Here is a 21,494-nt window from a genome sequence, read left to right as displayed (position 1 = left end):
CTATTAATTTTAATTCACTTTCTCAACCTAACCCCAAATCCAACAACCCCCATCAACAACACAAATCCCCACACAAACATATTTCCATATTGGCTGTACACGCTGTCGCCTTTTATGAGCTTAATGTTAGCTTTCAATGTTGTAGCTTCAAACTGTGGCATGGTTTGTTGTGCGTGGCTTATAGGGTCGTATACGGCGCTTACACCATTGTTAGTAACACGCACTAGAGGGCGTTGTAGTTCGAGCGCGCGCATACGGGCTATTTGCATATGTTGCAAAGGCCCAATGGAGTCGCCAAACCAGGCATCGTTACTTACCGTAAAGAGTAGGTCGGAATCGCTTTTGTAATTACCGCGCACTAAGTCGGAAAAAACAATTTCGTAGCAAATAGCAGGGAGTAAGTTATAGCCATTGGCCCGTAAGTTGTTTTGCACTTTGTCGCCACGGGTAAACGATGACATAGGTAAATCGAATAATGGGGCAATAGGGCGCAAAAAATCTTGAAACGGCACAAATTCGCCAATAGGTAATAGCTGGTGTTTTTGATAGCGGTTTTTATCAAGGTAATGATAATGCCCATGCTCGTCGCTGCGTTCTTTATTACCAACCACGATAAGTGTATTGAATATGTTTTTGGTGTCTCGCTGATAGTCAACAATACCGGTTACAAGGGCGGTTTTATTAAACGAGGCTGCACTGTCTAAATTGGCTAGATAGGAATCAGCAAGCATTTCTATTTCAGGCACTGCGGCTTCGGGCCATACTATTAAGTCGGCATCCCAATGTGGGCGTGTCATGTCTTGGTATTTGCTCATTGTGGTCCAAAACTCGCTTGGCTCAAAGCGCAGATGTTGCTGTATGTTGCCTTGTACGAGTAATACTGACATGTTTTTATCTGTGTAATGAATACTGCCTGTGGTGTTTGCACCTGTAAAAATAAGCGCAACAGTTGTAGCCGTAACCGCCGAGGTTTTAAAATCTTTTTGGGTAAGTCTATACAGTGCAAAGCCAATAGCGATACACACGAGGGTTAAGCCAAACTCGCCAATATAAGGGGCAAGCAGCCTTAAAGGTCCGTCGGTTTGCGTGTAGCCAAAACTTAACCACGGGAAACCGGTAAGTACGGTGCCACGTAAATACTCACTAACTGCAAAGCAGGCAATTAGTAATGCGCCAAAGCTTTTAGGACCAGTGGCAAAGCGTGTAGTTGCCCAAAAGGCAAGTGCGGGAAATAACGCTAAGTATGAGCACAAAAAAGCCATTAACGAGAGCGACGCTATAAGCGGCATACCGCCAAAGGTGGCAATAGAAACATGTACCCAGCTTATACCTGCACCAAACCAGCCTAGGCCAAATATAAAGCCATATTTAGCGGCGGCTTTTGCGTGTGCTTTACCGGTATTATTGGGATTAACGCAAAAAATTATGGCACCAAGGCTAACAAATACGATGGGCCAAATTTCAAAGGGAGCATAGCCAAAAGTTAAAACAAGGCCCGCAACGAGTGCGAGCCATGCTTTTTTATCTTTTGCTAATAGGGTAAGTCTAGTTAGCAGTTTCTTCACTGTCGTTATCATCAGCCTTAGGAACGGTGACTTGCAGTTGCAAAATACGACGATTATCGGCGTTGGTTACTTTAAATTGGTAACCTTCTATGTCAATCGTTTCACCACGGCTTGGCATATGGCCAAATGCGTGCAGTACAGTTCCGCCAATAGTATCGGCTTCGTCTGTGCTGTAGCCTGTTTTAAAATGCTCGTTAAAGTCATCTACAGGTGTGAGTGCTTGCACTACGTGAACATGTTTAGCAAGTCGACGAATATCTTGATGTTCTTCTTCTTCGTCGTGCTCATCTTCGATTTCGCCAACAATTATTTCAAGAATATCTTCAATCGTTACTAAGCCCGATACGCCGCCGTATTCGTCAATAACAACAGCCATATGGTAGCGTTGCTGACGGAATTCGTTTAGCAATGTATCAACACGTTTGCTCTCAGGTACTACCATTGCTGGGCGTAAATAATCGCGTATTGATGGTAAATGCTCGTCTTTATTTAAGATCAGTGGCAATAAATCTTTAGCGAGTAAAAAACCTTCTACATGGTCTTTGTCTTCAATCACCACTGGAAAACGTGAGTGAGTTGAGTCAACCATCATTGGAATTAGCTCTTCAAGCGGGCTGTCGATCTCAAGAGTGATCATTTGTGAGCGCGGAACCATTATGTCTCGCACTTTAAGCTCAGACACGCCAAGCACACCTTCTATCATCTCTTTTGTTTCAGGATCGATTACGTCTCGTTCTTGCGCATCGGCAATAACTTCGACCAGCTCTTCTCTATTCTGGGGTTCCCCTTGCAACATTTGGGCTATTCTGCCCAACCACGTTTTGCCAGAAGAACCCTGGCTAGATTGCGAGTTACCGTCGCTCATTGCGTCTAATTGCTCCGTTAATTTAAATATCGTCCCGGTATGGGTCTGCTATGTTTAGCTCTGCAAGTAATTGCTTTTCGATGCTTTCCATCTCTAAAGCATCGTCACTCTTTATATGGTCAAATCCAAGCAAATGCAAGCATCCGTGAATAACCATGTGGGCAAAGTGGTCATGAAATGACTTCTCTTGCTCAATTGCTTCAGCTAATACAATAGCTGGGCAAATAATTAAATCACCAACCAAGGGAATATCTATTCCTGGTGGTGCTTCAAATTCGAACGACAGTACGTTGGTCGGTTTATTTTTACCGCGATAGTCGTTATTAAGTTGTTGCGATTGCGCTTCGTCGCTAATAACGATACTGAGCTCAGACTCGTCACGGTATTGGCTAAGGGCTTTGTCGGCCCACAGTGCAAATTGCTCTTCGCTTGGGAGGTTGTCAAACTCACAGGCTATTTGTAAATCAAGTTCGGTTGTCAAAGTATTACTCTTTAGTAGTAGGCTGTTGAATAGCAGCAAGTGCGTCTTTTGCATTTTGCTTTTCAATGCGCTTTAGTCGCTCGCTTTCGTCGTTTCGCTCGTAGGCTTCAACTATGCGTGCTACAACAGGGTGGCGTACTACGTCTTGGGCTTTAAAGTAGTTAAAGCTAATTTCGTTTACGCCATCAAGTACTTCCATTGCATGGCGAAGGCCTGAACGTGTTCCACGAGGTAAATCGACCTGTGTTATATCGCCTGTAATAACCGCTTTTGAGTTAAACCCTATACGGGTTAAAAACATTTTCATTTGCTCGGCGGTGGTATTTTGGCTTTCATCTAAAATAATAAAGGCATCGTTTAAAGTACGTCCGCGCATGTAAGCAAGCGGGGCGACTTCAATGATATTTTTTTCGATGAGTTTTTCTACTTTTTCAAAACCTAGCATTTCAAAAAGAGCGTCGTAAAGAGGACGTAGGTACGGGTCTATTTTTTGACTTAAATCACCGGGTAAAAAGCCAAGCTTTTCGCCCGCTTCTACAGCAGGACGCGTTAATAATATACGGCGTATTTCTTGGCGCTCAAGGGCGTCAACGGCGGCAGCAACTGCAAGGTAGGTTTTACCAGTACCAGCAGGGCCAATACCAAAGGTAATGTCGTGGTTTAAAATATTAGCCACATAAACACCTTGGTTATCGTTACGTGGTTTAATAACACCACGGCGCGTTTTAATCACCATTTCTTTGCCGTAAGCGCTGCTTGATGCATCTTGCTCTAGGGCTTTTGATTCGGTAATAGCTAAATGAACGGCATCGGGTTCTATTTCGCCTAAAACACCACGAACTGGCTGAGTATCAACATAAAGGTTTTTTAAGATTTCTACAGCGCCGGCGCAGTTGTGTAGTTTACCGGTTACTTTAAAAAAGTTGTCACGGTGAATTATTTCAACAGCCAGGTGGCGCTCAATTTGTTTGATGTTTTCGTCAAACGGGCCACATAAAGAAGAAAGGCGTTTGTTATCGGCAGGTTCTAAATAAATCTCTAATGTTTTTAACTGATTACTCAAAATTGCTTCCTATAGTACTGCGCCAGCGTTAACTGGCGCTAATAATTTTGACTAAGGAACGAAAGTAGCTACGCCAATTTCGTTAACAGTGTCTGGTTTTGGCTCTGCAGCTGCAGCTTTAGTTAAAATAGCTGAAGGAGCTATTTCACGTCGTAAGTTCATTTCTGATTCTGTACGAATTAAGTCACCACGTAAAGAGTTAGGTAGTGCTTCGGTAATACGTACGTCAACAAACTGTCCGATCACTGTGTGCGGGCCAACAAAATTTACTACACGGTTATTTTCGGTACGGCCACGTAATTCCATTGGGTTCTTTTTAGAAGGACCTTCAACAAGTATACGTTGCTCTGTATCGAACATTTGACGGCTAATTTGCTGCGCCATTTGTGTAATACGGTTTTGTAGTAAGTATAAGCGCTCTTTTTTCTCTTGCTCTGTTACGTCATCTGGTAAATCTGCCGCTGGCGTACCTGGGCGTGCACTGTAAATAAAGCTAAAGCTCATATCAAAACCAATGTCGCTAATAAGCTTCATGGTTGCTTCAAAGTCTTCTTTACTTTCGCCTGGGAAACCAATAATGAAATCTGACGACATGCTTAAGTTAGGGCGAATTTTGCGTAACTTACGAATTGTCGATTTGTATTCAATTGCCGTATGGCCACGTTTCATTAGGTTTAATATACGGTCTGAACCACTTTGTACTGGTAGGTGTAAGTGATCTACAAGCTCTGGTACATCAGCGTAAACGTCAATGATGTCTGGCGTAAATTCTACCGGGTGCGATGTGGTGTAACGAATACGGTCAATACCATCAATAGCAGCAATAAGACGAATTAAATCTGAAAAATAACATATTTCGCCATCGTGCGTGTCGCCGCGGTATGCGTTTACGTTTTGGCCTAGTAGGTTTACTTCACGTACGTTTTGCTCAGCAAGTTGTGCAATTTCTAGTAATACGTCATCTACTGGGCGGCTAACTTCTTCGCCGCGAGTATACGGTACAACACAAAAAGTACAGTATTTAGAACAGCCTTCCATAATTGATACAAACGCAGATGGGCCATCCGCTTTTGGCTCTGGCAGGCGGTCAAACTTTTCAATCTCTGGGAATGAAATATCAACAACCGATGAGCCTTTATCGCCTTGCACTTGTTTAATCATTTCTGGTAAACGGTGTAGTGTTTGCGGGCCAAAAATAACATCTACAAATGGTGCACGTTGGCGAATAGAGTCGCCTTCTTGTGAGGCAACACAACCACCTACACCAATTATTAAATCTGGCTTGTCGTCTTTTAACAACTTCCAACGACCTAACTGGTGAAATACTTTTTCTTGTGCTTTTTCACGAATTGAACAGGTGTTGAGTAAGATTACGTCGGCATCTGTTGCATCATCAGTTAGCTGGTAGCCGTTGGTGGCATCTAAAAGTTCAGCCATTTTCTGAGAGTCGTATTCGTTCATCTGACAACCCCAGGTTTTAATATGCAGCTTTTTGCTCATTGAAATATTGCCTCGTGTTCAATTCGATAGTGGCACAAAAATGTGCTAGAAACAGGATTAAGGAGCAAGCATGCTCACTTAAAGGAGGCGTATTTTAGCTGGATACCCGCCCAGATCCAAGTATAGTTTTCATGTTTGTGATCTCAAATCAATACAGGGCGAGTTTAATCAGCTGTTAGGGATATCCTCTGGTATAAAACAAATTAATTTTGATACAATCAAAACAGACTCAAGTAATAATAAAATGATGAAAAACATGACTAAAAATAATGTGATAGTAGTTGGCGGAGGCATGGTTGGCGCGGCTATGGCGATAAAGCTGGCTCAACAAGGCTTTGGCGTGCGCATAATTGAAAAACACCTAATAGACCCATCGCACATTCTTAGTAGCGATAAGGTGGATATTAGAGTGTCTGCCATTAATCGTTTTTCAGAAAATTTACTTGATGAATTAGGCGCAATGCCTCTTTTAAGGCAAAACCGCATAGCACCTTATCAACAATTAGAGGCTTTTGAGCGCGGTGGTGACAATTTATTATTTGATTGCGCCGACATAAACACGACACATTTAGGTCACTTGATTGAAAATAGTTTAATACAAGCAAGTTTGTGGCAGCAATTTGAGCATTATAAGATTGAGGTTATTGAGCAATCATTACCGGTAACTAAAGTAGAGCAAACGAATGATTTAATTACGCTTGTGTATGGTGATCAAACCTATACGGCTGATTTAGTAATTGCCGCCGATGGCGGGCAATCGCAATTGCGTGATAAAGCTAATATTGGTATTACGGGATGGCAGTACCAACAGCATTGCATGGGGGTATTAATTAAACTCGATGCCCCGCAACAAATTAAAACATGGCAACAGTTTACACCAACCGGGCCATTAGCATTTTTACCAATGCAGGCACCGTACGCTAATTTAATTTGGTACGACAATGCAAATACACTACAAGCATTTAAAGGGCTAAACCCAACTCAGTTAAAAACACACATACTGAATAAATTCCCAGAACTTGCTGGAGACTTTGAAGTACAAACCCATGCGATATTTCCGCTAACTCGCCAACATGCAAATAGCTATTCGCAAGGGCGTTTGGTTTTAGTGGGCGATGCAGCGCATACAATTAACCCGCTTGCAGGGCAGGGCGTTAATTTAGGTTTTCAGGACTTAGTGGCACTTGCTGAAGTTTTAAACGAAGCAGGAGATATAGGTTGCCCTCTGAAACTTAAAGAATACGAACGAGCTCGCCGCAGGGCTAATTTATTAATGATGAGCATGATGGACGCGTGTTACTTTGGGTTTTCAAATCAAATTACGCCACTTAAATGGGCACGTAGCCAGTTTTTAAAAATGGCTAATAATACGGGGCCAATAAAAAACTGGGTTTTAAAATACGCAATTAGCGGTGATTTAGGCTAAATTTAAAGTAGATATTTAAAAGGCTCATTTATGAGCCTTTTTTTATGCCTGTTTTTAAGTCAGCAAATAGTGACTCGGCTATATTGAACACGGTTTTAATTTAACTGGTGTTACATCACTAAATCGCAGTTTAATAACTTTAAAGAGCTTGTGTGTGGATAATTTTTTTACAGTAATAATTATTTTAGGTGCGCTACTGCTTGTTGCTAGCTTGAAAACAACCGTTAAAGTTTGTAAAAAAACATCGCAAAGAGCATGGAGTGTACTGCTATGCGCTATCATTTTTTTTATTATAGGGTATTGGTGGGTACTTTATTATTTTTCAAATCACGATATTGCACCCGTCGTTATGAATATGGTGGCTATGTTGTTGCTTGGCGGTGGTGGGTTTGTTTTTTTAGTTATTAAACTGAGCTTAAAAAGTATTCTTAAAATAGAGCAAGCAACGCAGTATCAAAAATATCAAACTGAGCACGATAACTTAACAACTCTACCTAACCGCGATAAGTTTTTTAAATCTCTGAGTAAACAAGTTGAATATCCTTCCCCATTTTCACTATTTTATATCGACTTAAATAACTTTAAACAAATTAATGATGCGTTTGGCCATCAGTGTGGTGACCAACTCTTGGCTGCATTTGCCAATAAACTAAATAAAGAATTATGCGGAATTGCTAAGTTATATCGGATTGGAGGTGATGAGTTCGCATTTTTACTGCATACCGATACAGATGAAAGCATGAATTATTGTGTAAACATTATAAACTCTGCCGTCAAAAGTCCGTTTTGTACGAATGAGCAAATGGTTAAAATACAATTAAGTATAGGCGTAAGCCGTTTTCCTGATGATAGCCGATTGCCCGATCAGCTATTAAAAAAAGCTGACTTGGCACTGCATGAAGCTAAAAAAACATTTCAACCTTTGGTAAATTACTCATCTGCAATAGGTAAACGAGCTGAGGACTTTTTTGATTTATCAGCCAAAATTAAAGTGGCATTACATAAAGATGAGTTTGAGCTTTATTTACAACCCATAATGGACTCTAAAGATCTGCAATTACATGGCCTAGAAGCGCTTATCCGATGGCCGCAAGATGATGGTAGCTTTATTAGTCCTGAAAAGTTTATAACCGTAGCTGAGCGTACAGGGCTTATTTTTCCTTTATCGAAATGGGTTGTACAAGAAGCCGTTAATCACATTAGAAAACTAAAACTATTTGGTTTCACCGGTACCATACATGTCAACTTATCGACGAAAGATATTGAAAGCAGCGAGTTTTACGATTTTATAATTAGTTTACTCGCAACCGACCCTACATTAAGCGACTCGTTAATTTTTGAAATTACTGAAGGTGCAATGATGACAAATATACCGGCTGCTAGAAAAATGATGCAACAGTTGAGTATGCGCGGGTTTAAATTTAGTGTTGATGACTTTGGTACTGGCTTCTCGTCGCTGTCGTTATTAAGAGAGCTGCCAATTAATCAAATAAAAATTGATCAGTCGTTTGTCAAAGATATGCTTACTAACTCGCCTGATTACGCCATTGTAGAATCTACATTGTTTTTAGCGGGTCGATTAAATTGCGATGTAGTTGCTGAGGGAATAGAAACTAAAGAAGTAGAACAGGCGTTGTTGAATCTTAACTGTGATTATTTACAAGGGTATTTATATAGTAAACCAATAACAATAGATGAGTTTATAAGTGTTTATTTAAATGCAGAGAAAGTAAGTTGAACTTAATGAGTTTTGAGAATTTTTAGACAGGGGAGTCAAATTGGCTGGGATACCAGGATTTGAACCTGGGAATGCCAGGATCAAAACCTGGTGCCTTACCGCTTGGCGATATCCCAACTATAAATTTGATATTAATTTTAGTTCTTAATAAGAACATGGTGCGGAAGGAGAGACTTGAACTCTCACAACCTAAGTTACTGGAACCTAAATCCAGCGCGTCTACCAATTCCGCCACTCCCGCATCACTAATTTGCTAATTTAGACTCTAAGCTAGAGCGATTCTTTTATCCAACTTTCCTTGGTAGAAGAAGTTGGCTGGGATACCAGGATTTGAACCTGGGAATGCCAGGATCAAAACCTGGTGCCTTACCGCTTGGCGATATCCCAACAAAGAATTATTTATAATTTTAGTTCTTATAAGAACATGGTGCGGAAAGAGAGACTTGAACTCTCACAACCGAAGTTACTGGAACCTAAATCCAGCGCGTCTACCAATTCCGCCACTCCCGCATCAACAATTTGCTAATTTAAACTCTAAGCTAGAGCAATTCTTTTATCCAACTTTCCTTGGTAGAAGAAGTTGGCTGGGATACCAGGATTTGAACCTGGGAATGCCAGGATCAAAACCTGGTGCCTTACCGCTTGGCGATATCCCAACAAAGAATTAATGATAATTTTATTTCTTATCAAGAAATGGTGCGGAAAGAGAGACTTGAACTCTCACAACCGAAGTTACTGGAACCTAAATCCAGCGCGTCTACCAATTCCGCCACTCCCGCATCGTTTGTACAATAAAGTACAGGTAGTTATTTTAAACTCTTCATTGAGCTGCAATTTAACTCTTGCAGAGCCATTTCTAAAAGAAGAAATGGTGGCTAAGACGGGATTTGAACCTGTGACCCCATCATTATGAGTGATGTGCTCTAACCAGCTGAGCTACTTAGCCATTGTTGGCTGGGATACCAGGATTTGAACCTGGGAATGCCAGGATCAAAACCTGGTGCCTTACCGCTTGGCGATATCCCAACAATAACAATTGATAGTTTTAATTCTTATCAAGAATTATGGTGCGGAAGGAGAGACTTGAACTCTCACATCCTAAGATACTGGAACCTAAATCCAGCGCGTCTACCAATTCCGCCACTCCCGCACACAAGGTAGTTATTTTAAACTCTTCATTGAGCAACAAAAAAATAATGGTGGCTAAGACGGGATTTGAACCTGTGACCCCATCATTATGAGTGATGTGCTCTAACCAGCTGAGCTACTTAGCCATCTTTTTTTGTTAGCACTTCATCGCTGAGTGCGGGGCGTATTATGCTGATATGACCCAAATTCGTCAACACCTTTTTTGCAAAAAAACACTTAACTGTGTTTGTTTGCAGGAAAATTAAGCTAACAGGCTAAAATTTAATAAAAATGCTGTTTTTTTAGCTGCCTTTAAGGCGCGGAATCTTAATTAACCCTGTACTTCTTTAATTAAGCGATATTACAAAGATAGACTAGTTGAGGCTAATTATTATTTTTATAATGCTTAAATACAAAAAAGGCTCGTAAAAACGAGCCTTTAAAAATTATTACCAAGTGAAATTGGTTTAATTTGTACTTATACGTTGAACAAGAAGTTCATTACATCGCCATCTTTAACAATGTACTCTTTACCTTCTTGACGCATCTTACCTGCTTCTTTTGCGCCACTCTCACCTTTAAAGGCAACAAAGTCGTCAAAAGCAATAGTTTGCGCACGGATAAAGCCACGCTCGAAGTCGGTATGGATTTTACCCGCTGCTTGTGGTGCTGTTGCACCTACAGGGATTGTCCATGCGCGTACTTCTTTTACGCCAGCTGTGAAATAAGTTTGTAATTGTAGTAATTCATAACCACCGCGAATAACAAGGTTAAGACCTGGCTCTTCTAGACCAAGATCAGCCATAAACTCTAGCTTGTCTTCGTCATCTAGTTCTGAAAGCTCAGACTCGATAGCGGCACATACAGGAACAACAATCGCATCTTCAGCTGCGGCAATAGCGCGTACGCGGTCAAGGTATGGGTTATTTTCAAAACCATCTTCTGCAACGTTTGCAATATACATTGTTGGTTTAATCGTTAAGAAGTTAATAGAGCTGATTGCTGCTTTTTCTTCTTTAGTTAGTGCTAGACCACGTAAAGTTAAGCCTTCGTCAAGATGCACTTTTACTTTTTCAAGTACAGCATTTTGCTCTTTAGCGTCTTTATCGCCACCTTTTGCTTTTTTTGAATTACGGAATAGGGCTTTTTCAGCGCTATCCATATCAGCAAGTACTAACTCAGTGTTGATTACGTCAATATCGTCAGCAGGGTCAATAGTGCCTGCTACGTGGATGATGTTTTCATCTTCAAAACAGCGAACTACGTGGCCAATTGCATCGGTTTCACGAATGTTAGCTAAAAACTGGTTACCAAGGCCTTCACCTTTAGATGCGCCTTTTACTAAGCCTGCAATGTCTACAAATTCCATACTGGTGGTAAGAACTCGTTGAGGATTAACAATTTTAGCAAGTTCGTCTAGACGAGGATCTGGCACAGGTACCACACCTGTATTAGGCTCAATGGTACAAAAAGGAAAGTTAGCGGCTTCAATACCCGCTTTAGTTAGTGCATTGAAAAGCGTTGATTTACCAACGTTAGGCAAGCCAACGATGCCACATTTAAAACCCATAGTAAGATACCTTGTTTAGAATTCGTTTAAACGGTGTACTTGGACCCAAGTTACTAGGGTTTAAACGAATGTAGTCTGTTTTGTGCTTTTAACACACCATCTTTTGCAAGTATTTCCATGCAACGAACTGCTTCATCAACAGCAGCATCCATTTTTTCTTGGTCTGCTTTGGCCGCTTTTCCAAGCACCCAACCAGTAACCATTTCACGATGCCCCGGATGACCTACACCAATGCGCAAGCGCATAAAGTCTTTTTGATTTGCCATTTTTGCAATAATGTCTTTTAAACCATTATGACCGCCATGCCCGCCGCCTTTTTTTAACTTGGCAACGCCTGGGTCTAAATCCAATTCGTCATGGGCAACTAAAATGTCCTCGACAGGGATTTTGAAAAAATTAGCTAAACTACCGACCGCTTTACCACTTAAATTCATGTAAGTAGTGGGGATCAATAATTTGAATTCTTGGCCTTGAATGATCACTTTGCCTGTAAGGCCGTGATATTTAGGATCGTATTTTAGGGTGCAGTTGTAGCGTGCAGCGATTTGCTCGATGAACCAAGCACCTGCATTGTGGCGTGTGTTTGCGTATTCGGGGCCTGGATTAGCCAGGCCCACAAGCATTTGAATAGAATTCAAGGTTGCGAGACCTTAAAAATTATTCTGCTGCTGCAGCGTCGTCTTCAACTGGAGCTGCTTTGTTTGCTTTGATAGTCAGGATAGACTGATCATGGCCTTCGCCTTTACCTAAATCTACAGAGCTAACGCCTTTAGGGAAAGTAAGGTCAGAAATATGAACAGAATCGCCAACAACAAACTTAGAAACATCTACTTCAATGAATTCTGGAAGTGCTTTTGGAAGACACGTAATTTCAACTTCAGTTAACTGGTGAACAACAGTTGCGCCAGCTTTAGTTACAATATCTTCACCGATGAAGTGAAGAGGAACTTTAGTTTGAAATTTATGAGTAGCATCTACACGTTGGAAATCAAGGTGAGTAAGCTTAGGCTTGAATGGGTGACGTTGGATATCTTTTAAGATTACTTCAACAGCTTCGCCATCTACGTTAAGCGTAAGGATATGCGTGTAAAAACCTTCGTCTTCTTGTGCTTTGATCATATCTTTATGAGCAAAAGTAAGAGATAAAGCTTCTTTGTCAGCTCCGTAAAGGATTGCAGGAACTTTGTCTTCGCGACGTAGGCGGCGGCTCGCACCAGTACCAGTTTCTACGCGAAGTTCAGCGTTATATGTATAAGTTTTGTTAGACATGATGTCTCCAGTTATTAAAATGTGTAGGGCCTTTGCGACCAAGGTCCCTAGCCAAAAGGCGCGCTATCATACCACCACGCCCAGACAAAATAAACATCGCTTACAAAAAAAGCGCCAAAAGGCGCTTTTATACTCAGGAATGTTTAATTTTAGTGTTCAAACATCGCTGAGATAGATTCTTCGTTACTAATACGACGAATAGTCTCTGCTAACATGTCAGCAAGCGTAAGTACCTTAATTTTATCAAGGGCTTTAAGCTCGTCAGATAGCGGAATCGAGTCAGTTACAATTACTTCGTCAATCATCGAGTCACGTAAGTTTTCTGCTGCTTTACCCGAAAGAATAGGGTGCGTTGCGTATGCAAATACGCGCTTAGCGCCATGTTCTTTAAGTGCTTCTGCGGCTTTACATAACGTACCACCGGTATCAATCATATCATCTACGATAATACAATCTCGACCTTCCACGTCACCAATAATGTGCATTACTTGAGAAACGTTTGCTTGAGGGCGGCGTTTGTCAATGATTGCTAAATCGGTATCGTTTAGTAGTTTTGCAATTGCACGTGCGCGTACAACACCACCAATATCTGGAGATACAACAACGACGTCTTCAAAGTCGCGTTCTTTCATATCTTCAAGTAATACAGGGCTGCCAAATACGTTGTCTACTGGTACATCAAAGAAGCCTTGGATTTGTTCAGCGTGTAAATCAACCGTAAGAACACGGTCAACACCCACACTTGATAAGAAATCGGCAACAACTTTAGCGGTAATTGGAACACGGGCAGAGCGTACACGACGGTCTTGGCGCGCATAACCAAAATAAGGAATGACGGCAGTAATACGACCTGCAGACGCACGACGTAGAGCATCAACCATAACGATAAGTTCCATTAGGTTATCGTTTGTAGGGGCACAGGTTGATTGCAATATAAAAACGTCCGAGCCACGAACATTTTCATTTATTTGAACACTGATCTCACCGTCGCTAAAACGGCCAACAACAGCATCGCCTAATTCAATATATAAACGTTTTGCAACTTTTTGAGCTAACTCAGGTGTTGCGTTACCAGCGAAGAGCTTCATGTCAGGCACGGTAGGGTTCCTCAGGCACTGAATATTTGGACTAACGGGCAATGATAAATACCACTGCGGGTTAACTTATGATTACTTGTACGTTACTTCATTGATCGAATATGGCGGTTAACTCCGTATGAGCAGGTGAGACATTTGCGCTTGAAGCCACAAAACCCTGCCAATTATGGGGGAGATTTTCAAGTACATCTTGTGCTTGAACTTGACTAGCAAATTCGACAAAACAACATGAACCTGTCCCGGTCATCTTCGACGGTGCGTATTTTAGCAACCACTGGAGGGTTTTTTCAACCTCGGGGCAAAGCTTTTTAACTAAAGGCTCACAATCGTTGGTTAAAGTATGGTGTTTCCAATCGCCTATTATTTTTGGTGTGTCGCGTTTTAAATCGGGGTGTGTAAATATTTTTGCGGTACTTACATGTTGGTTAGGGTGTACAACGCAGTACCATTTTTGTTCAAGTTTTACTTGGTGTAATTTCTCGCCAATACCTTGCGCTATGGCGCTTTGCCCTTGTATGAACACCGGAACATCAGCGCCTAATTTAAGTCCTAATTGGGCTAGGGTTTTTAAATTTAGTTCTAATTTCCATAATTTATTTAGGGCTAATAAAGTACTTGCAGCGTCGGATGAGCCACCTCCAACACCTCCGCCCATCGGTAAGCGTTTAATTAAATTTATTTTTACACCCAAAGAGGTTTTACTGTGTGTTTGTAATAATAAAGCCGCTTTATAGATGAGATTATCATTTAGGGGTATGTCTTTAGTATCACCACCGACAGAAATACTGCCATTCGTTGTTAGTTCAAAATAAAGCTCATCACCAAAATTTAAAAAAGTAAATAAGGTTTCGAGTTCATGATAGCCATCTTCTCGGCGAGCATTAATATGTAAAAATAAATTGAGTTTTGCCGGAGCAATCAGTGAAAAAGAGGTTTTGTTATTCATATTTATTTAAATTGCCAATCGTAGAGTTGAATTTTTATTTTTATTTGTTGATGCTTTAACGTTAGTTTGGTTGGTAACCAATAGCCTGCGTTTTGTATATAAGTGCCGTAATCTATTTGCCATTTTTTACCTGTGTTATCAAACCATAACACTTGCTTTGCACGGCCTAGCTCATCAACGACTAAGCTTTGATCGTCAATGGTGCCTTTAAGCCAATTGTCGGCGTTATCAACCGGGAGTGTAAAACCCGTTAAACGCTTTAAAAGCTCTGCAGCATTAGTATCAAAGTACTCATCGCCGTCAAACTCTAATTCAGCACCATTTGCTGTTTGTTTAAGTGACAAAATACGTGTACCAATAAAGGTAGTTAGTATTAAATTATTGGAATTTGTTGTTTGCTGCCAATTTAAGTTTGCAGATTGACGCTCTTGTGGACTAATAAACGCGAGTTTACCCTCGACCTGCCAAGTTTTTTGAGCAGCTAAACGTGGTTTCCAATCATCATAAAGTGTTGTTTTTGTATCAATTTGATGAGCACAGCCACCTAAAAACAAAAAAAACATGAATAAAATCAAATATTGTCGAATCAAATGTTGTTCCTTACTTTCCATATTCCGCTGATTTTTGGTAAAATTACCGCCTTTGAAGTAGGGCTCAGCAATATTTGGCAAATATGACCATAATAGCACTAGGTATAAATCACAAAACCGCATCCGTAGAATTACGTGAAAAAGTGGCTTTTTCGCCTGAGCAAATTTCAGAGGCGTTGCAACAATTAAGCGGCCATGCCGACTTTAATGAAGCGGTTATTGTATCTACCTGCAATCGAACCGAGATCTATTGTAGCCTCGCTCAGCAAAATTCCCAAACACTGTTGACTTGGCTTGCCAGTTTCCATGGTTTGGATGAACATGAACTGAGTAATAATATTTATTGTCACGAAGGTAATGACGCTATTAACCACTTAATGCGCGTAGCGTGTGGGTTGGATTCTTTGGTGTTAGGGGAGCCGCAAATTTTAGGGCAAATAAAACAATCGTTTTTTAGCGCTAAAACCCACGATGCTGTAGGTGTTACTTTTGATAGATTGTTTCAAAAAATATTTTCTGTGGCTAAACAAGTTAGAACCGAAACAAATATTGGCGCAAGTGCTGTATCGGTTGCATTTGCAGCTGTTAATTTAGCAAAACATATTTACGGCAAGCTTGATAAAACAAACGTTTTATTAATTGGTGCGGGTGAAACTATTGAACTGGTGGCCAAGCATTTATATCAAAATGAGCCACAAAACATTACCGTTGCGAACCGAACTATTGAGCGAGCTCGAAGCTTAGCTGACGAAGTGTCGGCGGATGTAATTGCTTTAGCGCAATTGCCAGAGCGTTTACATAAAGCCGATATAGTGATTAGTTCTACCGCCAGTACTTTGCCTATTATTGGTAAAGGGGTGGTTGAGCAAGCGCTTAAGCAGCGCCGTCACAAGCCCATGCTATTTATAGATATTGCGGTTCCGCGCGACATAGAAAGCCAAGTAGGTGAGCTAGATGCTGCCTATTTATATTCCGTTGATGACTTACAAACCATTGTAAGCGAGAATATGGCAGCGCGTGAGCAAGCTGCACAGCAAGCGCAAATAATTATTACTGAACGCACCAAAGAATTTGCAATGTGGATGCGCTCACTCGATTCGGTAGATTTAATCCGCCATTATCGAAATGATGTACAAACAATTAAGTCAGAACTTGTAGAGCGTGCTGTTAGTCAGCTTAATACAGGTAAAGATGCAGAAAAAATTATATTAGAGCTCGCCAATAAATTAACCAATCGCTTAATGCACGCGCCTACCCGTGCAATACAAGACGCAGCGAAAAAAGGTGAAGTGGCGCAGCTAAACCAGTTGAAAAAAATGTTAGGTATTGATCAGGAATAACCGTTAAATGAAAGAGTCTGTTTATAATAAATTAGAAACCTTAGTAGAGCGTTACGAAGAAGTACAAGCGCTGCTAAGCGACCCGTCGGTCATTAGTGATCAAAATCGTTTTCGTGGGCTTTCAAAAGAATATTCTGAGCTTGAAGAGATTGTAAAAACGTTTTTAACTTACAAAGAAACGCAAGATGATTTAGCCAGTGCAGAAGAAATGCTTAAAGATTCTGACCCTGAAATGCGTGAAATGGCGCAAGAAGAATATAAAGAAGCTAAAGCGCAAATTTTGGTAATTGAAGAGCAAATTCAAGTATTAATGTTGCCAAAAGATCCACGAGATAATAACAACGTATTTGTTGAAGTACGTGCTGGAACAGGCGGTGATGAAGCGGCTATTTTTGCTGGCGATTTATTCCGTATGTACAGTCGTTATGCAGAAACTAAAAAATGGAAAGTAGAAGTTGTGAGCACCAATGAAGGTGAGCACGGTGGTTACAAAGAAGTTATTGCAAATATTAGTGGCGAAGGCGTTTACGGTCAATTAAAGTTTGAATCAGGTGTACACCGCGTACAACGTGTGCCAGAAACCGAGTCACAAGGGCGAGTTCATACCTCTGCATGTACTGTTGCGGTAATGGCGGAAGTACCAGAAGCCGAAGCGATACAAATTAACACAGCAGATTTAAAAGTTGATACATTTCGTGCATCGGGCGCAGGTGGTCAGCACGTTAATAAAACAGATTCTGCTATTCGACTTACACATATACCTACCGGTGTTGTGGTTGAGTGTCAGGATCAGCGTTCACAGCATAAAAACCGCGCTAAAGCGATGTCGGTACTTGCAGCACGCTTGCAACAAGCTGAAGATGAGAAACGCCATGCGGCAGAAGCATCTGAGCGACGTGATTTAGTAGGTAGTGGCGACCGGTCTGAGCGTATCCGTACTTATAATTACCCACAAGGTCGTATTACCGATCACCGCATCAACTTAACACTTTATCGTTTAAATGAAGTGGTAGCGGGTGATTTAGGCTGTGTTATTGACCCATTAATGCAAGAGCATCAAGCTGACTTATTAGCGGCTATGGGCGACGAGTAGTCGTGAGCCAAACTCTTGAACAAGCTATTGCTGCAGGCGCTAATTTATTAGCACCTAGCAGCGAAAGTGCTAAATTAGATGCACAAGTTTTACTTTTACATATTCTTCAAAAACCTCACAGTTACCTTTTCACTTGGCCAGAGCATGAACTTAACGCTGAGCAACAACAGCAATTTAATACATTTTGCCAAAGGCGTTTAAATGGTGAACCTGTTGCACATATTACGGGGCAGCGTGAGTTTTGGAGTTTATCGCTTGAAGTTAACGCAACAACCTTAATACCTCGACCAGATACCGAAACGTTAGTAGGACAAGCACTTGAAATGGCTGTACCTGCTACAGCTAAAGTGCTTGATTTAGGCACCGGTACTGGTGCAATTGCGTTGGCACTGGGTAGTGAAATGCCTAATTGGCAAATTACTGCAGTAGATAGAGTAAGCGATGCTGTTGCACTTGCTACACGTAACCAGCAGCGATTGGCGATTAACAACGTACACGTTAAGCAAAGCAACTGGTTTAGTGAGTTGCACGGTGAAAAATTCAACCTAATTGTCACTAACCCACCTTATATTGAAAGCAGTGATATACATTTAAATCAGGGCGATGTGCGCTTTGAGCCTTTGTCGGCATTAGTGGCTGATGATTGCGGAATGTCTGATATTAAACAAATAATTACACAATCACGTGACTATTTGTTATCTAGTGGCTATCTTTTAATAGAACACGGTTTTGAGCAAGGTGAAGCTGTTCGTCATTTTTTCAAAAAAATGGCATTTGTTGATATTAAAACAGTGAAAGACTTTGGTAATAATGACCGTGTAACGTTTGCACAGTGGCCCTAAAGAATAATAATTGCTTACTAGTGCGTTAAATAATGCCATGAAGGAATTTCGACTATGATGGGTGATTTTTTATTTTCAGATGAGCCAGAAGAACCAATCAATGAGATTGAACTTGGTACCTGGAAAGTCTTAATCGTTGATGACGAACCTGAAGTTCATGCTGTTACAAAACTAGCGTTGAGTGATTTTGAGTTTCAAAATAAACGTTTAGAATTTATCAGTGCTTATTCGGGAGCTGAAGCCAAAGAGCTTATAAAAGAGCATCCGGATGCCGCAATTGTGTTACTTGATGTTGTAATGGAAACCGACGACGCTGGTTTGCAAGTTGCTAAGTTTATTCGTGAAGAAGCTAAAAATAATCATATTCGAATTATTTTAAGGACAGGTCAACCTGGTCAAGCCCCTGAACGACAAGTAATTATTAATTATGATATTAACGATTACAAATCGAAAACGGAGCTAACGGCTCAAAAATTATTTACAGTCATTATGTCAAGTCTTCGCTCGTACCGCGATATTATTTCAATAGAGCAGTCACGCGAAGGGCTTGAGAAGATAATTATAGCGTCTCGTGATATTTTTTCTGCGCATTCAATAGAGCACTTTATTGAAGGCGTTATGCAGCAATTAACATCTTTATTGGGTATTGCTGATCAAGCTATGTATGCAACTACTTTAGTTGCACAAAACCCTGAAGCACAAAATAATAAAAAGCTAATTGTTTGCTCGGGTACCGGTGATTTTGAAAAAAGTGAAGGTAAAGAGCTCGATGAGGTATTACAAGCTGAACAGTTAAGTGCGTGCCATCAGGCGCTTAATGAAAAAAGTATTATTTATAAAGATAATTACTTATTTGCGTATTGTAGCAGTGAGTACAATCATAATTCGATGCTGTTTATATCGGGGATCCCAAAGGATTTGACAGATACCCAGCGTCATTTAATCAAGATTTTTTCTCAAAACGTGCAACTTGCGTTTGAAAATGTACAGCTCCAGTCTGAAATAGAAGCAACGCAACAAGAGCTTGTTTATAGGTTAAGTGAAGCGGTAGAGCAACGATCAACCGAGACAGGCAATCATGTTAAGCGTGTAGCGCATATTTGTCATATTTTAGCTCAGGGTTATGGTTTATCTAAGCATGATGCTGATTTAATAAGATTGGCGTCGCCTCTTCATGATGTAGGTAAAGTGGGCATTCCTGATGCGGTATTAAATAAACCAGCAAAGTTAGACGCCCAAGAATGGGAAGTGATGAAAACCCACACTGGTAAAGGCTACACTATTTTAAAAGACTCGCCTCATGAAATTGTGAGTACAGGTGCAATTATCGCTAAAGAACATCATGAAAAATGGGATGGTTCTGGTTACCCAGAAGGTTTAAGCGGTAATGCAATCAATGTATTTGGTCGTATAGTCGCACTTGCTGATGTATACGATGCACTTCGCCATAAACGATGCTATAAAGAGCCTTGGACTTTGCAAAATGTAGTTGATGAAATTAACGCTCAAAAAGGTACTCATTTTGAACCAAAATTGGTTGAAGTATTTAACGAGAAGCTTGATGAGTTAGAAGCGGTTCTTAGCCGTTTTCCTGATTAAATTTTTATAAAACAGAAGTACAGGGGCATATGGATTATTTAGCAGTAAAGCATTCACACATGGCAATTGCGATGTTGAGTGTAATTTTATTTTATGTTCGCGCTTTTTCGCGAATGGGTAGTGGCAATATAGCAAAAAATAAAGTGGTAATGATTGGCAGTCACAGTATAGATACTTTGTTATTAGTGTCTGCACTTACGCTTATATTTATGGCTAAAATAAACCCATTTGAACAATATTGGCTATTGGAAAAAATAGTTTTAGTGGTTATATATATTGGTATTGGGGCTAAAAGCGCCAGACAAACTAAAATGACGGCTAAAATTGCTTACATTTTGGTTAATACCGCTGTTATTTTAGCGATAGGTTATTTAGCGACGTCTAAATCAGCTTTTTTGCTTTAAGTAATACCTGACTATTTGAGCTTTATAATTATTTTATAAAGCTCAAATAAGACTCCCTTTCAGAAAATATTCAAAAACTCCTCTATATTGGTATATAGCTTTAAAGTTAGGTAAACTACGCCTTCGTTTTCTAAAATGTTGCAGTATTAATGACTACCCTCGGGTTTGACGAACACGATGAATCTTATCTTGATGATGCTTACGATGAATTTACACCTCCAGCAATTTACCGCTGTATTAAAGCAGAATCAAAATGGGACCCTCAGATAGATTTAACACCATGTTATGAGACTTTAACTGACTTTGAACAGCAAATCTCAGCGCTGTGTCTAAAAGTGAGTGATGAGCACGATCGTCTCGAAAAATTATTAGATATGTTTTACAGCGATTGGCTATTTAGTGCCTCAGGCTTAAAAGTGCCTGAATATAAATTAAATACATTAAGTTATACGCTTTCTATGCGCAGTGGCTCACCTACCACGCTGGCAATTATACTTTGTCATTTTTTACAACAAGCTAACTTTGACGCAAATCTTAGTCTTACGCAGGGTGATGTTGGTGTACATGTGGCGATTAGTGATGAAGAAGGCTACATAATAGAGCCAAGCAGTGGACAACAAAGCTGGTATATCATCCCTGAAAACGCAGATGAAGATGATGGCCAAGAACAAGAGCCTCTAGAGCTCATTTTTGATGACGAAGTATATAAGTTATTTTTAGCTCAACAAAAATGGTCTTTCATTAGCGAAAACAAATTTGGTCATGCTTTGACCTGTGTAGAGATGCTAATGGAGCTAATAGGCGACGACCCGTATGAGAGACGCGACAGAGGTTACTTATTAAATCAGCTCGGTTGCCCTAAAATGGCACGTGATGATTTACAGTTTTTTGTCGATGAGTGTCCGGACGATCCTGCAATAGAGATAATTCAACACCAGATAGAAGAACTAGAAGATAATAATAAAACGCACCATTAAG

Annotated in this window: 19 protein-coding genes and 10 tRNA genes; 8 read left to right on the top strand and 21 right to left on the bottom strand. The window is 40.5% G+C overall.

What is annotated here, in order from left to right; genetic code table 11:
• Nucleotides 1-14: 14 nt before the first annotated feature.
• Genes lnt through miaB form a run of 5 tightly spaced genes read right to left on the bottom strand, consistent with a single transcriptional unit; the run spans nt 15 to nt 5,474 of the window.
• A complete protein-coding gene (gene lnt, locus WNY79_RS05965) occupies nt 15-1,565 on the bottom strand; it encodes an apolipoprotein N-acyltransferase (RefSeq protein WP_342875377.1) in 1,551 nt (516 codons plus the stop codon).
• The gene (gene corC / locus WNY79_RS05960; RefSeq protein WP_007585597.1) at nt 1,546-2,430 is read right to left on the bottom strand and encodes a CNNM family magnesium/cobalt transport protein CorC; all 885 of its coding nucleotides are present in this window, start codon (nt 2,428-2,430) and stop codon (nt 1,546-1,548) included. The genes lnt and corC overlap by 20 nt, the downstream gene beginning before the upstream one ends.
• Nucleotides 2,431-2,452: 22 nt before the next feature.
• Nucleotides 2,453-2,911 carry an rRNA maturation RNase YbeY gene (gene ybeY / locus WNY79_RS05955; RefSeq protein WP_002958542.1) on the bottom strand — a complete coding sequence of 153 codons (459 nt, stop codon included), beginning with the start codon at nt 2,909-2,911 and terminating at the stop codon, nt 2,453-2,455.
• Nucleotides 2,912-2,915: 4 nt separating this feature from the next.
• Nucleotides 2,916-3,974 carry a PhoH family protein gene (locus WNY79_RS05950; protein ID WP_342875376.1) on the bottom strand — a complete coding sequence of 353 codons (1,059 nt, stop codon included), beginning with the start codon at nt 3,972-3,974 and terminating at the stop codon, nt 2,916-2,918.
• A 51-nt stretch (nt 3,975-4,025) separates the two neighbouring features.
• Nucleotides 4,026-5,474 carry a tRNA (N6-isopentenyl adenosine(37)-C2)-methylthiotransferase MiaB gene (gene miaB, locus WNY79_RS05945; protein ID WP_024598305.1) on the bottom strand — a complete coding sequence of 483 codons (1,449 nt, stop codon included), beginning with the start codon at nt 5,472-5,474 and terminating at the stop codon, nt 4,026-4,028.
• A 244-nt stretch (nt 5,475-5,718) separates the two neighbouring features.
• On the opposite strand from miaB, the gene WNY79_RS05940 reads away from it, so the two are divergent.
• Together WNY79_RS05940 and WNY79_RS05935 are read left to right on the top strand one after the other, a co-directional pair.
• Complete coding sequence (locus tag WNY79_RS05940) at nt 5,719-6,900, top strand: FAD-dependent monooxygenase (RefSeq protein ID WP_342875375.1); 1,182 nt, start codon at nt 5,719-5,721, stop codon at nt 6,898-6,900.
• Nucleotides 6,901-7,054: 154 nt separating this feature from the next.
• Entirely contained in the window at nt 7,055-8,638 is a 1,584-nt protein-coding gene (locus tag WNY79_RS05935) for a bifunctional diguanylate cyclase/phosphodiesterase (protein WP_197185873.1), read from the top strand.
• Between the two features lie 41 nt (nt 8,639-8,679).
• Here the strand turns inward: WNY79_RS05935 and WNY79_RS05930 are convergent.
• The 16 genes from WNY79_RS05930 to lolB all read right to left on the bottom strand — a co-directional run bounded on the left by WNY79_RS05930 (nt 8,680) and on the right by lolB (nt 15,238).
• A tRNA-Gln gene (locus WNY79_RS05930) sits at nt 8,680-8,754 on the bottom strand.
• A gap of 40 nt (nt 8,755-8,794) precedes the next feature.
• Nucleotides 8,795-8,879 (bottom strand) — tRNA-Leu (locus WNY79_RS05925).
• A gap of 71 nt (nt 8,880-8,950) precedes the next feature.
• A tRNA-Gln gene (locus WNY79_RS05920) sits at nt 8,951-9,025 on the bottom strand.
• 38 nt (nt 9,026-9,063) lie between these two features.
• Nucleotides 9,064-9,148, bottom strand: a tRNA-Leu gene (locus WNY79_RS05915).
• A 71-nt stretch (nt 9,149-9,219) separates the two neighbouring features.
• Nucleotides 9,220-9,294, bottom strand: a tRNA-Gln gene (locus tag WNY79_RS05910).
• A gap of 38 nt (nt 9,295-9,332) precedes the next feature.
• Nucleotides 9,333-9,417 (bottom strand) — tRNA-Leu (locus tag WNY79_RS05905).
• A gap of 90 nt (nt 9,418-9,507) precedes the next feature.
• A tRNA-Met gene (locus WNY79_RS05900) sits at nt 9,508-9,584 on the bottom strand.
• A gap of 5 nt (nt 9,585-9,589) precedes the next feature.
• A tRNA-Gln gene (locus WNY79_RS05895) sits at nt 9,590-9,664 on the bottom strand.
• Between the two features lie 39 nt (nt 9,665-9,703).
• Nucleotides 9,704-9,788 (bottom strand) — tRNA-Leu (locus WNY79_RS05890).
• Nucleotides 9,789-9,835: 47 nt separating this feature from the next.
• Nucleotides 9,836-9,912, bottom strand: a tRNA-Met gene (locus WNY79_RS05885).
• 332 nt (nt 9,913-10,244) lie between these two features.
• On the bottom strand, nt 10,245-11,336 hold the full coding sequence (gene ychF / locus WNY79_RS05880; RefSeq protein WP_007583951.1) for a redox-regulated ATPase YchF: 1,092 nt from the start codon (nt 11,334-11,336) through the stop codon (nt 10,245-10,247).
• Between the two features lie 53 nt (nt 11,337-11,389).
• The gene (pth, locus tag WNY79_RS05875; RefSeq protein WP_007583954.1) at nt 11,390-11,974 is read right to left on the bottom strand and encodes an aminoacyl-tRNA hydrolase; all 585 of its coding nucleotides are present in this window, start codon (nt 11,972-11,974) and stop codon (nt 11,390-11,392) included.
• Between the two features lie 19 nt (nt 11,975-11,993).
• Nucleotides 11,994-12,605, bottom strand: coding sequence for a 50S ribosomal protein L25/general stress protein Ctc (locus WNY79_RS05870; RefSeq protein WP_008171830.1), 612 nt, complete (start codon nt 12,603-12,605; stop codon nt 11,994-11,996).
• A gap of 149 nt (nt 12,606-12,754) precedes the next feature.
• Nucleotides 12,755-13,702 carry a ribose-phosphate pyrophosphokinase gene (locus WNY79_RS05865; RefSeq protein WP_007583957.1) on the bottom strand — a complete coding sequence of 316 codons (948 nt, stop codon included), beginning with the start codon at nt 13,700-13,702 and terminating at the stop codon, nt 12,755-12,757.
• Between the two features lie 88 nt (nt 13,703-13,790).
• Nucleotides 13,791-14,648 (bottom strand): 4-(cytidine 5'-diphospho)-2-C-methyl-D-erythritol kinase, encoded by an 858-nt coding sequence (ispE, locus tag WNY79_RS05860; protein ID WP_342875374.1) that lies wholly within the window; start codon nt 14,646-14,648, stop codon nt 13,791-13,793.
• Between the two features lie 2 nt (nt 14,649-14,650).
• Complete coding sequence (lolB, locus tag WNY79_RS05855) at nt 14,651-15,238, bottom strand: lipoprotein insertase outer membrane protein LolB (protein WP_024598309.1); 588 nt, start codon at nt 15,236-15,238, stop codon at nt 14,651-14,653.
• A gap of 83 nt (nt 15,239-15,321) precedes the next feature.
• On the opposite strand from lolB, the gene hemA reads away from it, so the two are divergent.
• From hemA to WNY79_RS05825, 6 genes are all read left to right on the top strand, one after another.
• Complete coding sequence (hemA, locus tag WNY79_RS05850; RefSeq protein WP_342875373.1) at nt 15,322-16,578, top strand: glutamyl-tRNA reductase; 1,257 nt, start codon at nt 15,322-15,324, stop codon at nt 16,576-16,578.
• A gap of 7 nt (nt 16,579-16,585) precedes the next feature.
• On the top strand, nt 16,586-17,671 hold the full coding sequence (gene prfA, locus WNY79_RS05845) for a peptide chain release factor 1 (RefSeq protein ID WP_342875372.1): 1,086 nt from the start codon (nt 16,586-16,588) through the stop codon (nt 17,669-17,671).
• A 2-nt stretch (nt 17,672-17,673) separates the two neighbouring features.
• Nucleotides 17,674-18,513 (top strand): peptide chain release factor N(5)-glutamine methyltransferase, encoded by an 840-nt coding sequence (gene prmC / locus WNY79_RS05840; protein WP_342875371.1) that lies wholly within the window; start codon nt 17,674-17,676, stop codon nt 18,511-18,513.
• A gap of 54 nt (nt 18,514-18,567) precedes the next feature.
• Entirely contained in the window at nt 18,568-20,112 is a 1,545-nt protein-coding gene (locus WNY79_RS05835) for a DUF3369 domain-containing protein (protein ID WP_342875370.1), read from the top strand.
• A 29-nt stretch (nt 20,113-20,141) separates the two neighbouring features.
• Nucleotides 20,142-20,516, top strand: coding sequence for a SirB2 family protein (locus WNY79_RS05830; RefSeq protein WP_024597766.1), 375 nt, complete (start codon nt 20,142-20,144; stop codon nt 20,514-20,516).
• Between the two features lie 149 nt (nt 20,517-20,665).
• Nucleotides 20,666-21,493, top strand: a complete 828-nt coding sequence (locus WNY79_RS05825; protein ID WP_170072173.1) for a tetratricopeptide repeat protein — start codon at nt 20,666-20,668, stop codon at nt 21,491-21,493.
• Nucleotide 21,494: the final 1 nt, after the last annotated feature.

Origin of the sequence: Pseudoalteromonas sp. AS84 (genome assembly GCF_038900255.1) — a bacterium.
In the GTDB taxonomy this organism is placed as follows: domain Bacteria; phylum Pseudomonadota; class Gammaproteobacteria; order Enterobacterales; family Alteromonadaceae; genus Pseudoalteromonas.
The sequence above is the reverse complement of the archived record's forward strand: the minus strand, read 5'-3'. Positions and strand labels throughout refer to the sequence as shown.